Origin of the sequence: Chitinasiproducens palmae (assembly GCF_900095735.1) — a bacterium.
GTDB classification, from domain to species: domain Bacteria; phylum Pseudomonadota; class Gammaproteobacteria; order Burkholderiales; family Burkholderiaceae; genus Chitinasiproducens; species Chitinasiproducens palmae.
Map to the genome: position 1 here is coordinate 234,477 of NZ_FNLO01000002.1, position 14,709 is coordinate 249,185.

At 63.0% G+C, this 14,709-nt stretch carries 12 protein-coding genes and 1 pseudogene; 3 read left to right on the forward strand and 10 right to left on the reverse strand.

The genetic code is table 11. From position 1 onward, the window contains the following. Positions 1-447: 447 nt before the first annotated feature. Positions 448-942 carry a hypothetical protein gene (locus BLU54_RS24115; RefSeq protein WP_235837783.1) on the forward strand — a complete coding sequence of 165 codons (495 nt, stop codon included), beginning with the start codon at positions 448-450 and terminating at the stop codon, positions 940-942. Next, positions 854-1,384, forward strand: a complete 531-nt coding sequence (locus BLU54_RS24120) for a fumarylacetoacetate hydrolase family protein (RefSeq protein ID WP_235837784.1) — start codon at positions 854-856, stop codon at positions 1,382-1,384. Before BLU54_RS24115 ends, BLU54_RS24120 begins: the two co-directional genes overlap by 89 nt. Before the next feature lie 218 nt (positions 1,385-1,602). Here the strand turns inward: BLU54_RS24120 and BLU54_RS04205 are convergent, their stop codons facing one another. From BLU54_RS04205 to BLU54_RS04215, 3 genes and pseudogenes are all read right to left on the reverse strand, one after another. Further along, positions 1,603-1,965, reverse strand: coding sequence for an addiction module antidote protein (locus BLU54_RS04205; RefSeq protein WP_091905103.1), 363 nt, complete (start codon positions 1,963-1,965; stop codon positions 1,603-1,605). Positions 1,966-1,967: 2 nt separating this feature from the next. Next, positions 1,968-2,264: pseudogene (locus BLU54_RS04210) on the reverse strand (type II toxin-antitoxin system RelE/ParE family toxin). Positions 2,265-2,811: 547 nt separating this feature from the next. Further along, a complete protein-coding gene (locus BLU54_RS04215; protein ID WP_211435298.1) occupies positions 2,812-4,182 on the reverse strand; it encodes an SGNH/GDSL hydrolase family protein in 1,371 nt (456 codons plus the stop codon). 108 nt (positions 4,183-4,290) lie between these two features. Between BLU54_RS04215 and BLU54_RS04220 the strand changes: the two genes are divergently transcribed. Beyond that, positions 4,291-5,229 (forward strand): LysR family transcriptional regulator, encoded by a 939-nt coding sequence (locus BLU54_RS04220; protein WP_091905109.1) that lies wholly within the window; start codon positions 4,291-4,293, stop codon positions 5,227-5,229. Positions 5,230-5,361: 132 nt separating this feature from the next. Here BLU54_RS04220 and BLU54_RS04225 read toward each other — a convergent pair whose 3' ends face one another. The 7 genes from BLU54_RS04225 to metC form a co-directional block, all read right to left on the reverse strand. Continuing rightward, positions 5,362-6,732, reverse strand: coding sequence for a pyridoxal phosphate-dependent decarboxylase family protein (locus BLU54_RS04225; protein WP_091905112.1), 1,371 nt, complete (start codon positions 6,730-6,732; stop codon positions 5,362-5,364). A 793-nt stretch (positions 6,733-7,525) separates the two neighbouring features. Then, positions 7,526-9,388, reverse strand: a complete 1,863-nt coding sequence (locus tag BLU54_RS04230) for a clostripain-related cysteine peptidase (protein ID WP_235837785.1) — start codon at positions 9,386-9,388, stop codon at positions 7,526-7,528. Positions 9,389-10,348: 960 nt separating this feature from the next. Then, positions 10,349-10,765, reverse strand: a complete 417-nt coding sequence (locus tag BLU54_RS04235) for a VOC family protein (RefSeq protein ID WP_091905984.1) — start codon at positions 10,763-10,765, stop codon at positions 10,349-10,351. A gap of 212 nt (positions 10,766-10,977) precedes the next feature. Further along, positions 10,978-11,739, reverse strand: a complete 762-nt coding sequence (locus BLU54_RS04240) for an amino acid ABC transporter ATP-binding protein (RefSeq protein WP_091905117.1) — start codon at positions 11,737-11,739, stop codon at positions 10,978-10,980. After that, entirely contained in the window at positions 11,736-12,386 is a 651-nt protein-coding gene (locus BLU54_RS04245) for an amino acid ABC transporter permease (RefSeq protein ID WP_091905120.1), read from the reverse strand. Before BLU54_RS04245 ends, BLU54_RS04240 begins: the two co-directional genes overlap by 4 nt. 3 nt (positions 12,387-12,389) lie before the next feature. Continuing rightward, positions 12,390-13,226: an ABC transporter substrate-binding protein gene (locus BLU54_RS04250; protein WP_235837786.1), complete on the reverse strand. Its 837-nt coding sequence runs from the start codon at positions 13,224-13,226 to the stop codon at positions 12,390-12,392. Positions 13,227-13,277: 51 nt separating this feature from the next. Continuing rightward, positions 13,278-14,441 carry a cystathionine beta-lyase gene (gene metC, locus BLU54_RS04255; protein ID WP_091905123.1) on the reverse strand — a complete coding sequence of 388 codons (1,164 nt, stop codon included), beginning with the start codon at positions 14,439-14,441 and terminating at the stop codon, positions 13,278-13,280. Between the last annotated feature and the right edge of the window lie 268 nt (positions 14,442-14,709).

Genomic DNA, 14,709 nt, shown 5'->3' on the forward strand with positions numbered 1-14,709 from the left:
TTGCAATAGTTTTATCGAGAATTTACTATTCGGTACAGCGCTCACGGAGATTTTCGCTTGGATAGCCGCCAGCGAACGCCGGCGCCTCAGGTGTGTCGGCACGGCGACGACTCCACCCGTGGCTGGCTAAACGCAGGCCCGCAGCCACGTTCGACTGAAGGACGGCCGCCATTGCGGTGATCGGTCGTTCGGACGGAGAATCCCGGCGCGATACGTCAACAGCTCTTCGGCACTTCTCGGCACCGTTCGACACCGTTCGGCAAGCGTCGCGCGCCCCGTGTGGCAGTGACGGGACGCCGTGTAGCGCGGTCGCAACGGCAGGCAAATGATGCTGTTTGCGGCGTGCCGGCGTGAGACGTTGAGCCTGCACCGTTTCCACAATCCGACAGCACCCAGGTGCGCTTGAGACTTGCCACGCGTCGCAACGGTACGCCCGACGGAGAACTGATGCTGGTCGATGGTCAACTGCAGCAGATGCGGCCGACCGCGGGCCCTGCCGGCTCCCTGCAGCAGCTGCTGGACCGCTGGTCCGATGTCGCGTTACGGGTTCAGCACGACTGCCGCAGCTTGACGGAGCGGACCGCTGCGCACGTACAGGCGCTCGATTGGCACGCGCTCGACGCGCCCTTGCCCCGTGCCTATCAATGGCTCGACGCCAGTGCATACCTGCGCCACGCGGAACTGGTTCGCCGTGCGCGAGGCGTCGCGATGCCACCGTTAGCTTTCGACGATCCCATCATGTATCAAGGGATGTCGGCGCCTTTCCTCTCATGGAACGATTCAATCGACGTCCTCGACGTAGGGTGGGGCCGACTTCGAAGCCGAGCTGGTGGTCGTCACGGGCCCCGTTCCGATGGGCGCGTCGAAAGCGGAATGCGCGCGGGCGATTTGGCTGCTCGGGCTCGTCAACGACATTTCGCTGCGGGGGCTGATACCGGATGAGCTTGCGAAAGGGTTCGGTTTCGTGCATGGAAAGCCGCCCACGGCAATGGCGCCAGTCTTCGTCACGCCCGACGAGCTAGGCCCGCAGTGGGACGGCGAACGCGCGCACCTAACATTGCACGTCTCGCATAACGGATTGACCGTCGGGACCCTGCGCACCGGAGAAGACATGCATTTCTCGTTCGCCGATCTGCTTCATCACGCGGCACGTACCAGACCGCTGTGCGCGGGAACGGTGCTGGGCGCGGGCACTGTGTCGAACCGCCGGCCGGGCAGCGGTTACGGCTGTATTGCAGAGCGTCGCGCGGTCGAAATGATCGAGGGCGCGATGCCCTCTCCGTACCTCGCCAACGGCGATACGGTCTGCATCGAAGCCTTCGCAGCGGACGGCACAAGTGTGTTCGGCCGTATCGAACAACGTGTGCGTTGTCGCGCGTCTTGACGCGCGGCATTCCCCGATCGACCGCCTCGCATCCGCACCGAGCGACTCGGAGAGAGCGGTTTCGGTGCGATTGCCCACCGCCTGGGGCGATGCCCTCCAAAGGCGTGGTTTGTCACGGTGGCTGCCGTGAATATCGCATGCGACCGGTTGCGGAAAGCGCCTGCGTATGCCGTTTTCACAGGTCTGCGTTGCGTCCGCCAGACCCGGACAACGCAGGTTTAAGCGTGTGCCGCCGTGCGGGGGCGCGAGCGTCTCGGCATCGCCACACCTGTGGGTGCAGCGGGCGCTGACGGTTCTGTCGGTGCAATCGTCAAGTGCATGCCCAACGCTGCAATGACCTTCATAATCGTTCCAAACTCCGCGTTTCCACTCTCGGACAGTGCACGGTAGAGGGCTTCGCGTTTCACGCCCGATTCACGAGCGAGTGCCGTCATGCCGCGCGCCTTAGCGACGTTGCCAAGGGCAGCTTGGATTAAACGAGGCTCGCCATGTTCAAATGCTTGTGCCAAGTATTGACGAATCGTTTCCTCGTCACACAGATACTTCGAGCCGTCGAATTCGGCCAGTTCGCTGACCTTCATCTTCAGTCCTCCAGTTCGTTGGCTATTTGCTTCGCTAGCTTGATATCTTTCTTCTGCGTGGACTTGCTGCCGCCGCACAACAAAACAATGACGATCTTTCCGCGCTGAACGAAATAAACGCGTTAGCCCGGTTCGACGTCGATTTTCAGTTCATTGACGCCCGCGCCGACCGAACGCCATTGTCCCAGATTGCCGAGTCTGGCTCGTTAGATGCGCAGGGAAATGGCCGCGCTGCCGATCGGGTCACGGAGCCCGACGAACCACTTGTCGAACTGAGGGGTGGTCAGGACGCTGTACATTCTTAGAATGTAACTCATGAGGGACACATATGTTGCGCGCTCTTGTATCAGATTGTCGGACCGTGGACGGGCGGGCGGCTCGGTGTTGGCACCTGGACGCATTTGATTCAAATCAACGAGTATTGCGGGCATGACAAGCGAAGCGGCGTCCACTCATCGCTGCGCGCCGGCGACCGGATCGTGGGCGGTGCCAGTTCCCCGGGCCGTGGGCGTAGCGGGCGAATGCAACACCGAAGGAATGCGGCAGTCCTTACACTTAGACGCTGCATCTCTAAAGATGGAAGCATGGACGGTCGCGGTGCTACGCCGCCAGCCGGTGATTTGTTTGGGCGTGTGGATGCCGGCGTCCACGCATACGGCCGCCCCGGCTGACCGACCGGTGTACTTTCGCTGACGATGAAGCCTGCCGAGGCGCGCTGGACGTAGTGGACAGCCAGCAGCGCCGTCGGCAGATTGCCGGCCGCGGGCCGCGCCCGAGTCCTCGGTGGCATGACGATGCGATCGGCAGTTCAAGTCGTCCCGGACGCTAGGAATCGAAGCGCATGGCTCACCGTCCGCTGAGGATGGGGCACGACGCAGCCGCCCTGTCGTTCCCGATGGTCGGCAGCAGCATGTCCAGGTCCACCGCATCGGCCATCGCCTTGTTGCCTTCGTTCCCCGGGTGTAGGTGGTCGCCTGAGTCGTAGGCTGGGGCGAGCCGGGTCGGGTGGTCGACATCGCGCAGGACGGCATCGAAATCGACAACCGCATCGAACACGCCGCTGTGGCGAATCCAATCGTTGACCCGCTCACGCAGCGCATCTTTGTGGTCGTTGAAGTAGTCTTCGAGCGGTGTGCCGGGCAACGCGCCTGCGAACGGCGTAAGCGTTGCCGCCACCACCCGGACACCGCGTGCATGCGAGCGCGCCACGAGCTGCCGATAGCCGTCGCTCAGCTCGTCGAGCGTCGGCGTTCGCGCTTGCCGCGCGAATGCCGTTCCCGGCCAGGCGATGTCGTTGATGCCCAGCATCACGATCACGCTTCGTACACCTGGCTGCGCCAACACGTCCCGGTCCAAGCGTGCCAACGCGTTCGTACCCATCCCGTCGGAGAGGAGGCGCGCACCGGAAATGCCGGCGTTTGCAACGGCGACGCCGCGCGCACAGAGGCGCCTGGCCAGGAAGTCCGGCCAGCGCGTGTCCCTGTCGACACTGGCCGTGGCGCCGTCGGTGATCGAATCGCCGAGCACGACGACGGCTTGCGCGGGCCGATCGCTGTCCACCTGGATGCCGGCCAGCAAGGGACGCGCGGTCGTTGCAAGCAGCGGGCCGTTGGCAGGCGTAAGCGAAATGGCGGCGGCCTGGTCTCCGGGCGCGATCCAGGCGGTCTGTCGTCCGTCCCAATGGAAGGTTTCGACGTGCGTCGGGCGCGGCAAGTACAGGCTGACCGCGACCTGTGTCAGCGACCGGAGCGGGACCTCGACCGCGTCGCTGAGCCAGGAGGCGCCCGGCGGAATCAATACCGCTTCCTTGCCGCCGAACGTCACCTGGCGCGGTGGGTCGCTCAGCGCTGCGCCATCAGGAGCAACTCGGGCGAGCGTTGTCTTGCCGACGAATACCGGCTCGCGCCCGAACGCGTTCGACAGGACGATGCGCGCACGATGCCCTCCAACGCTGAGCCGCGCGATCTGGCGGATTGTCTGTCCTTGTATCGTCGCGGGAAGATTGGTTGGAAACAGGAAGCCGCTCTCCCATACGCGCTGGGGGCTTGCCTGCCAACTGACCACCCAGCTCGCCGACGACGTAGCTGACAATGCTGCCGAGGGAGCCGCGGACTGCTCGACCGACGACGACGGAGTCGCCGCGACGGCAGCACTCAACGGCAAGCCCAGCAACATTGACGGGATCGAACGCAGACAACGATTTGGAAACAGCCGCATTGAAGTGAATCGGTTTGCCTTGGACGCATCAATGATGAATTGAAAGACCAGATTCAGATAGACTGCGGCGGGAACAGCACTTGTGCTTCGAATTCAAGGACAGCAGAGATGGCACGACTCGACGTCAACCGCGCTGGCGAAATGGAGGTGTTCGTGCGCGTGGTGGAGTCAGGCGGTTTTTCGGCTGCCGCGCGTGCTTGCGACATGACGCCTTCCGCGGTCAGCAAGCTGGTCGCGCGGCTGGAGCGGCGGCTGGGCACACGATTGCTCAATCGCTCGACCCGCCACCTGCAGCTGACCGCGGAAGGCTGCGCTTTCTACGAGCGTGGCGTGCGCATTCTGGCTGATCTTGAAGAGGCGGAGCGCTGTGCGGGCGAACGCACGTCGCCTCGTGGCCGTTTGCGCGTCAATGCGAACGTGCCGTTCGGACACCACTTCCTGCTGCCCTTGGTGCCGTTGTTCCTCGCACGTCATCCGGAAGTGACGCTCGACCTCGTGTTGACCGACGAGGTGATCGACATCCTCGAACAACGCACGGACGTGGCCGTACGCGCCGGTCCGCTGAAGAGCTCTAACCTGGTCGCGCGCAAACTGGGCGGTACGCCCATGATTATCGTTGCCTCGCCCGACTATCTGGCGCGCAACGGCACGCCGACTACCCCGGACGCGTTGCTGACGCACAATCGGATCGGCGCCAACTATGCGCGCGCCCAGGCCGGATGGCCGCTACGCTGGGACTCACAGCCGGTGGTAGTGCCAGTTACCGGCAACGCACAGGCCAGTGACGGCGAAGCCTTGCGTCACCTGGCGGTCGCCGGTTTGGGGCTGGCAAGACTTGCGGCCTTCCAGGTGCGAGACGACATCGCGGCGGGTCGATTACGACCCGTGCTGGAGGGGTGCAACCCCGGCGACATCGAGGAAGTGCACGCTGTCTATGTCGGACAAGGTGGCCACCTGCCCTTGCGCGTGCGTGCCTTCCTCGACTTCCTGACCGAGCACGTGGACATCGGCAGCGCTTGGCGTGCCGATGTCCACCTACAGCTTTAACCTACAGCTGTCACGCATACCAGGGCCGACGCCGTTACGGCGTGCTGGCTTCGCGGCCGGATCGCACGGCGCGCTCGACGAATCCGCTCGACGAATCCGCTCGACGATAAGAGCACGGATGCGGGCACTGGGTCACGGACCGCACGGATGATCGCCGTGAAGCTGACGCACTGTTCGGGCGATCAATGCCAATAGCGTCTCGACATCGGCGTCCTGTGTGCGCCAGGACGACACGCTGATGCGCATGGCAGGTCGGCCGTGCCAAATCGTGCCCCCGAACCAGGCCTCGCCGGATGCCTGCACTGCTTCACGCACCGCCAGCGTTTGTGCATCGCTCGCGCACCGGAACAGCACCTGATTGAGTGTTATCTGATTGAGCACCTCCAGTCCGATGGCCGCCAGTCCCTCCCCGATCCGACGCGCTTGTGCGCAATGCCGCTCGATCAACGCGGCAACGCCCTGTCGCCCCAGGCTGCGCAGCGCTGCCCAGACGGGGATCCCGCGAGGACGCCGCGAAAACTCCAGCGTCAGATTCTTCTGCGCGTCCACGCTGGCGCTCGCATAGACAGCGTCGCTGTTCATCGACTCGGCCAGCGCGCGCGCATCGCGACAAATCGTCATCGCGCAGTCGTAAGGCGTATTCAGCCACTTGTGCGCGTCGGTCGTCCAGCTATCGGCCAATTCGACGCCGTACGTGAGGCGAGCCAGCGACGAGGCGCGCGCCCACAGACCGAACGCGCCATCCACATGAACCCATGCTCCCGCCCGTCGTGCACGAGGAATGATTTCGTCGAACGGGTCGAACGCGCCGGTATTCACCTCACCCGCCTGCAGGCACAGGATGGTGCGTGCGTCCAGCAGGGGCAGCCGGGCGGTGTCGACCCGTCCCTGCGCATCGACCGGCGCATAAACGATCTGATCAAGCCCGAACCCCAACACGCGCAATGCCTTTTTAACGGTGATGTGAACCAGCTCGGATACGACCACCCTGATTGCCGGCGCGTTGTGCAACCCTTGACGATCGAAGTCCCAATGCTGCCTCGCCAATAACTCGCGCCGGGCCACCGCCAACGCGGTCAGCGTGCAGGCCGTGGCACTGGTACCGAAGCCGACCGCACTCTCGCGCGGCAGATCCAACGCATCGAGTATCCAGCCGGCGGCCACGCGCTCGAGGGTTGCTGAAATCGGCGAATTATCGAAAGTCGAAGCGCATTGATCCCATGCCAGCATCAACCGTTCAACGGCAGCGGCGGCGGGCAACGAGGCGCCAATCACGAAACCAAAGTAGCGCGGGCCGTTGGATGCGGTGGTGGCCGGCGATCCGACGTCATCGAGCAACCTCAATGTCTCCTCGGAACGGGCACCCTCCTCTGGCAGCGGCTCGTCAAAGCGAGTCAACGCAGCGATAGCCTGGTCCGACGGAAAGACCCGACGATTGCGATTGGCCTCTGTGTACTGCCGGCCGCGTGCATCGGCGTCGGCCAACAACTCGACTTCGTTCATGCCAGATTCCCTCCACCGGTATTTTCTGTTTGACCCTCTACGGTGGACGTGAGGTGCCGCGTCATCCACCAAAACCATATCGCCAACACGCTGACCGTCGCCCCCAGCGCACATACGCCCTGACGGCCGGCAACGTCACTGATGGTGCCAGCAAATACCCGTGCCAGCAGAAGGCCGACGCCCCCCCTTGTGCCGCGCTGACGTTCCGTTGGCGCATCGAGCACCCGGTTCGGGTCAAAGAGAAGCTGTTTATTCCACGTTCGCTATGGGGCTATGGGAATGTCGGGTTGTGGGGCCGACCTGCCGTGCGGATAGGCGGATTCGATGCTCGGGTGAAGGCGTCGCGCTGCGATACGTCTGCTGACCTTGCCAATAGTTGATCGTCGCAAGTTATAAATTTGGGTTGCAGTATTAAAGTCAGTATATATCGTTACGAGCGGAGATGGCGATCGCCTCTATCACTGAATGGCGCAGGTACAACCGATGCAATCAACTTCTTACGACGAGCGGTCCGAGCGAACACACTTCAGCGCTGCTGCGCTTATCCAAGCAGATCAGCGGTACATCGCTTTCGATCTCACTCGCCGACCATCACCACGCCCGAACGCGTGCGCCGTTCCCCGCCCGACTTGACGACACCGCGGCTCACGGCGTCTGCGAGCATCACGGACAGGCACGCGCCACGCCATGTGAAACGGGGGCGCCACCGCAACCGTGGCGCCCCCACCGTTAGCGAGCCATCCGGTCGAGCGACCCGATCAATTGATTCTCTCGACCGAGTCGCTCGTCCTGCTCAGTCGAGTCGCGAGTAGACGGTCGAAACCTTCGTCGACCAGACGCCGTCCGTCAACATTGCGGCCTGCTTGTACCCCGCCGGTACCGCGCTCATCGACAGATCGAAGTTGCTTGCCGAGAAAACAGGCGTGCTCGGCAGCAGGTCGCTCGCCTGAGCCGTCGTCGTATCGATCTTGGCGGCAAGCAGTCGGATCCTGTCCGTCGCGCTCGGCAGCGGCATCAGACGCGGCACTTGGTCCTTCAATGAGGACGTGGTGCCGATCGCTGTCCACACCTGCTCATCGGTACCGGGCTTCGCCGTATAGATCAGATACGTCAGCGTATCGTTGAGCTCGATCGGCACCCCCCAGTACTGCCGATTGTCGTCCGCGCCGATGTAGCCGAGAATCACCGGGTTGCCCCGCAGGGTCAGCCAGTTGCCTGACAGCGGTGCACTGACGGTGATCTTCGCCGCGAAGTTGTTGCTGTGATAGGTTGGCATGCTGCCCACCATCGTCGCTATGCCGTTTGCATCGACACTCGAGAGCAATAGCGTATCCACGAACATGACGCCTGCATCGCTATGGGCATCGGCGACGAGCTTGCCTTGTCCGACATACGAGTCGATGTCCCAGACATGTGGCTTCTGAGCCAGCGCCGCCACGTAATTCTTGACGAAGCTCCGATAGACGGGCGAGAAGGCGACACTCTTCTGATAGTCCGCAGACGACTGCGTGTTCCGCAGCGAACGCGACGGAAAATAGAGGGACAAGCCAGACGCACTGCTGTAGTTAGCCGTTGCGTTGCGATAAATCACCGCGTCGCTGACCGCGTTGGCCACGTCTTTGGAGCCAGGCGTGGTGTCGCCAATCGCTTGCGAAAATTGCTTGATGTCGACGAGATCGAGGTCGTCACGGCTGTCGGTGCCGTTGCCGGTGCCGCCGAACGCCATCGAGACCGCGCGCTTCCAGACCAGGTTAGGCCAGGTGGTATCGCTGCCCTGCACCTCTTTCAGCACGGAGCCCGACCACGATTCGATCGAACGTTGCACCGAGGCGACCTTGGTGAGATCGATCAGCGACAAGGTGCCGAACTGTTGCTCGTCAGCCTGCTTGCTGACATAGGCATCAGCGACGGTCTTGCCGAACGTCTTGGCGTCCTGGTCCGCTGAAGCGATGACAGTCGTCCAGTTCCATCCGGAACCTGGCTCAAGCTCCTGCGACGCGAGAAGGAAATCGCCGTAGGGTTTGAGCGCGTCGGCCACTTCGACCGTGGCCATCAGGCATGCATCGAAGCCGATCACATCGAAGTGAACCGCGCCGTTCGAGGTGCCAGTCTGCAAGGCGGTCGACAACGACGTCAACGACAGCATCGAGTTTCTTCCGAGCGCATCCGGCTTGTTTTCGTCGCCGCCATAGCCGGTCCAGCCGCCGCCGTGGTCCCAGAGGATGAGCTTGTAGTTCGTGGCCGGATACGTCTTGCCCGCCCAAGAGATGAAATCGGAGAGCGTGGTGGCCGCACCCATATCGGGCGTGCCGAGGTCGGCCACCTCTTGCAGGCGTCCGCCCAACAATACGTGCCGCTTCACATTGATCCAGTTCGGCACCGGGCTCGATGGATTGTTCTGCACGTTTGCGCCACCGGTCTCGATGACAACATTGGTATTCGCCGGCAATGACGTGCGGAGCATTTCCTTCAGGTTGCCTGTCGCGGACAGCTGATTGTTGCTTTCGAGATTCGACCCGACCATATAGACCATCACGGTCGTCGCAGCTTGCGGTTGCGGTTGCGGCTGCGGCGGCGCCTCTTTCGTGTCTCCGCCACAGGAAGCGAGACAGGCGACGGACAGCAGTACGGCCGCTTTCAAGATGACTCTTCTCACGCTGAACTCCGATTGGTTGTTTGAAAGATCCACGACGTGATGTCGATGCACTGCGTACAACGCCCCGCCCTGCCCGAGCCCCGGCGTCCGCTAAAGCCTTCGAGGCGAACGGACGCACGCGTCCAACGACACGGCGGGTCAAGACCGCCGTGAAGCGTGTACGTTTCCTTCGATGAAGCAACTTGCTAGTTGGTGCCGGCAGCACCGCTGAAGCGGCCTCTTGCGTCCTGAGCAGAGAGGCGCGCTTCGCGCCACGCCGGCTCTACGGGTTAGGCCGTGTTTCGCTTTGAGCTGGCGTGGCCTGCGGCACGCGGAACCGCTTCATGCCGTGACATTCGTCGCTTCACAAAGATGGGGCTGCTCGTCATGTCTGTCTCCCTGATCCGCATTCTTCTTCTGATTTTTCGCTTTGCATGACTTCGAAAAGCGCATGTGAGCGGTGCGGGCGCACATTTCATTTCGCCTTCACCCGACCGCAGGCGAAGACTACCGGCCAGCGATTACCGGATTGTTTCTGGATGGGGATTGGACGTTACGGTTGAAACAGATGGTTGGGTTGCAGGTCAGCTGTCTCGAAGAGACGTGTTGGATATGGGCGGATTGGCACGCATCGCATCGCGGCGAATGCACATCGCACATCGGGCACCCAGCAGATTGCGCGTGTAACACGACAGTGCGCCACGGACGATGCTCGCTTTCAGCAGCGTTTAGGCGCCATTGGGCGGTGCCGCCACTCCGGTACGGTAGCGGCGGCGTGCTTGCGGTCGCAAGCGTGCGCCTGCTCACGCGCAGGAGGTGGCTGCGCGTCGCCTTGCATGCAAGTCGCTTGGCTGCATGCCGGCCTTTGCAGCGGCAGTAGTAGTTGGATACGGCTTGCATGCGGTGGCTGCCGCTCGCAGTGTGCGCTTGAAGGCACTCAGGCCTGGCTCCGCGACCGCAGCACCAACCCGTCCGTCCTACTCAGTCCAGCGCGCCGCTTCCAGGCGGTGCAGCGTGACACACCGCCTCCACACGGTTGCCGGCCGGATCGCGCAGAAACGCCGCGTAGTAGTGCGGGTGATAGCGTGGGCGCAGCCCAGGGGCACCGTCGGCCTTTCCGCCTGCTGCAAGGCCCGCATCAAAGAATGCATCTACCTCAGCGCGAGACACGGCCTTGAAACACCAATGGCGTTTGCTTTCGTCGATCGGGTCCGCGTCGAGGTAGACCGCAAGGCAGGTCGATATCGGATCGGTCGCACTGCAACGCTCACCGTAACCGAGTGCGTCGGGCAAGTCGTAGACCTTCGCGGCGCCAAGCGCGGCCATCACGGCATCGTAGAAACGGCGGGCGGCCGCGAAGTCGGGAACACCAATTGAGACGTGATCCAGAAGTTGCATCGAAATGTCCTTCTTGCGCTGTCGAGCGGGGCGCATTCATTATCCACTCGATTGGCCGCATAACGCCCAGCGACTGCGACTGCGACTGCCGTTGCGGCTGCCGTTGCGGCTGCTGTTCGGACTGCTGTTGCGACAATCCGCGCGCGGGGAAGTCTCGTGTGACCCCCGCATGCGCATCGACCGCACTGCCGCCACGGCCGTGCTGCCGCCCGCTACAGCCTCGCGAGGAAGCGCGCGACCTGAGGCGCAGGATTGTCGCCGAAGAATTGGGCCGGCGGAGCGTCTACGACGACCACGCCGTCTTGCATGAAGACGATGCGATCGGCAACGTCCTGAGCGAACCTGACCTCGTGCGTGACGATCAGCATGGTCATGCCCTCCGCCGCAAGTTCGCGCATCGTCTCGAGGACATCATCGCGTAATGCAGGATCGAGCGCAGAGGTGGGTTCGTCGAACAGGATGACCTCGGGCGCCATGGCCAGCGCCCGCGCGATCGCGACCCGCTGCTTTTGGCCGCCCGACAGCTTGGCGGGGTACGCGTCGGCCTTTTCCGAGAGGTGCACGCGGCCGAGCAGTCGTCTGCCCAACGTTTCGGCTTCGGCGCGCGGCATGCCCCGCACGCTGATCGGCCCCTCCATTACATTGCCCAGCGCGGTCATGTGAGGAAACAGGTTGAAGGACTGAAACACCATCGCGCTCTTCTGGCGCATGTCGCGGATGCGACGGCGCTGATTGCGATCCGCGCGTTCGGCACAATCGACCCGGCTACCGCAAATCTCGATCGTGCCGCCGTCCGGCATCTCAAGGAAGTTCATCGAACGCAGCAGCGTCGTCTTGCCCGAGCCAGACGGACCCATGATCACCACCACCTCGCCCTTGTGAACCTCGAGGTCGATCCCGTTCAGAATCACGCTGCTTCCGAAGGACTTCCTGATCGACTTTGCGCTGACCGTGATATTGGTGGAGGGTGTCATCTGAAGTGCCTCGACAGTCGCATTTCGACCGCGCTCTGGATCAGCGTCAGCGTCTGGTTGATGAGCCAGTAGAGAATGCCGACGATAAGAAACATTTCCATGTACCGGAAGGTCGTCGCGCCGACTTCCTCGGCAACCCGCGTCATTTCCACCACCGTGATGGTCGATGCCAACGACGTGTCCTTCATCAACGCAATCAGACGGCTTCCCACCGGCGGCACTGCAATGCGCAAGCCCTGGGGCAGGATCACCCGCCGCATCGCGCGCCAATAGCCCATGCCTAGCGAACGCGCCGCTTCCCACTGCCCGCTGTCGACCGCGGCAATGCCGGCCCGGAAGTTTTCGCTGAGATAAGCGGCGGAGAACAGTGTCAACGCCACGATGGAGGCCGGAATCGGATCAAGCGCAATGCCGTAGCGTGGCAAGCCGAAATACACCAGCAGCAATTGGACGAGCAGTGGCGTACCGCGGAACACCGACACGTAGGCGAAGCCGAGCCACCGCAGCGGCGCGATCGCCGACAGTCGGGCGAGCGCGATCAACATGCCCAGCGACGAACCCAGGATGAACGCGCTCAAGCCGAGCAGGATCGTCACCGGAATCGCGGCGTCAAGCAGGGGCCAGGCCCGCGCAAGCAAATCGAACATCGCTTACTCCTTTTGGGCGGCGGCGATGCTGCCGACCATGTCGTAGTCGTTGCCGACCCAGCGCTGCGACAAGCGCGCGATGGTGCCGTCGGCAAGCATGCTCGCGATCGCATCGTTGACGGCACGCCTGAGTTCGGGCTGGCCCTTGGCCATTGCCGGCGCGGAAAGCTGATAGGTCAGCGGCTCGCCGACCTCCTTCACCGGCAAGTGATTCACGTTTGCGTACTTCATGCCGCCGAAGTGCGAGATGATCACCGCGTCGAGGCGTCCGACGCCGAGATCGTTGAAGATCAACGCACCATTGTCATAGCTGCGGATGCTTGAATCCGTCAGATGCGCCTTGGCCCACGACTCGTTGCTCGAGCCCGTCGACACGCCCACGCGCTTGCCCTTCAGGTCCGCCCGCGACGCAATGCGGCTGTCGTTGCGCACGAAGATGCGGAACTGCTCGACCCCGTACGGCGCGCCGAAATCCACTTGTTTTTCGCGCTCGGGCGTGGGTGTGAGGTCGTTCATCACGAGATCGTACTTGCCGGTTTTGAGACCTTCGACAAAATTCTTGAACGAATCGGCGACGAACACGACCTTCGGCACCTGCAAGCGTTTCGCCAGTTCCTGCGCAACGGCGACGTCATACCCTTCGGGGCGGTTATCCGCGCCCAGCATGCTCCACGGTGGGCTGCTCTGCGTATTGGCGATGCGGATGGTGCCGCTGCTGCGGATCTGGCTCAGGCTGTCGGCCGCATCGGCATGCGCGGCGCCGAACGAGAAAGCGAACGCGCCGAGCGCCACTACAGCGGCGCGCATGGCACGGGTCGAAAGGAATGGCTGCTTCAGCATGGAACACTCCGTCTGTTCGTCGATTTGAGAAATAACCACGATGGCGCGGTGTCACGCGCGCGTGCGGTCGAAGGCCTGCAAGGCCGTGTCAAGGTCCGCGATCAGCGCATCGCAATCCTCCAGGCCGATGGACAGCCGAACGATGGCGCGGTCGGTCAATGGGAACGCGCGATCGCGCTGTAGCGGTGCGGGGTAGTAAGCGGCGAGGCTGTGCACACCGCCCCAACTCGCGCCGATCACGAACATGCGCAACGTATCGAAAAAGGCTTCGAACGCCGCCTCCGGTGCGGGCTGCAGAACGATCGAGAGCAGGCACCCGTGGCCGCGGAAATCGCGCTGCCAGATCGCGTGGCCCCGGCTGCCAGGCAGGGCGGGAAACAATACCTCGTCGACTGCCGGGTGGGCGTTCAGCCATGACGCGACGCGCAGTGCGGAAGCCGCCTGTGCTTCGAAGCGCAGCTTGAATGTCTCCAGCCCCCGGAGAATCAGGAAACAATCGTCGGGGCTCGTCTGTTGCCCGAGGATGCTCTGCGTTTCGCGCAGCGTCGCATAGTGGGCAAAGTCGCGCATGCTGACCGTGCCGGCCAGCAGGTCCGAGTGGCCGCCGAAATATTTCGTCGCCGCCTCGATGCTGAAGTCGACGCCGACGTCCAGCGGGCGGAAGGCGAGTGGACTGGCCCAGGTGTTATCCATCATCGTCAATACACCGCGCCGCCGGGCCACCTCCACCACCGCGGGAATGTCGGCCATTTCCATCGTCACCGTGCCTGGTGCTTCGAGGCAGATCATGCGGGTGTTCGGGCGTAGCATGGCCTCGATCTCCGCGCCGCTCTCCGGGGCGAACAACTCGACGTCGACACCGAATTCGGCCAGCCATTTCGTCGCGAAGGTCTTCAACGAGCCATAGCAGGACGCCGACACGAGTAGATGATCGCCGCCACGCACGAAGCCCATGATCGTCAGAAAAAGTGCCGACGCGCCCGACGGCGTCACGATGCAATGACCGCCGCCCTCCAGCGCCGCGACGCGCGACTCCAGCTCGCGCGCGATCGGTGTGCCAGTGATGCCGTAGCTGAAACCGTCCGGTTGGCGTTCCTTGCGTCGCGCGAAATCGGCGAGGGAGTCGAAGACGACGGTGGACGCACGTTGCACGGCCGGAGAAAGACTGCGGAACGGCTGTTCCGAAAGGCGGATGCGATCGGGATTCTGTTGCATAGCATTGTTCGTTGGCAGGCAGTGCAGGCGAGTATAGGGATGCGCGCAACGAACGCGGCCTCGGAAATAATTCAGTCTATAAGTAACGGTTATCGCCGACTCAGCAGCGCGGCTTCACGCCTGGTAGCGGCGCGGGCGGACCGCGACGCCTGAAGATCGCCGGCGCTGCCCCGACATGTAGCGCTTGCTGGAAGCCTTGGCGGCATGCGCGGTGCGGGTCTGCCATTGGCAGTGGCGCCGAGGCGCCAACACGCCAACACGCCAACGC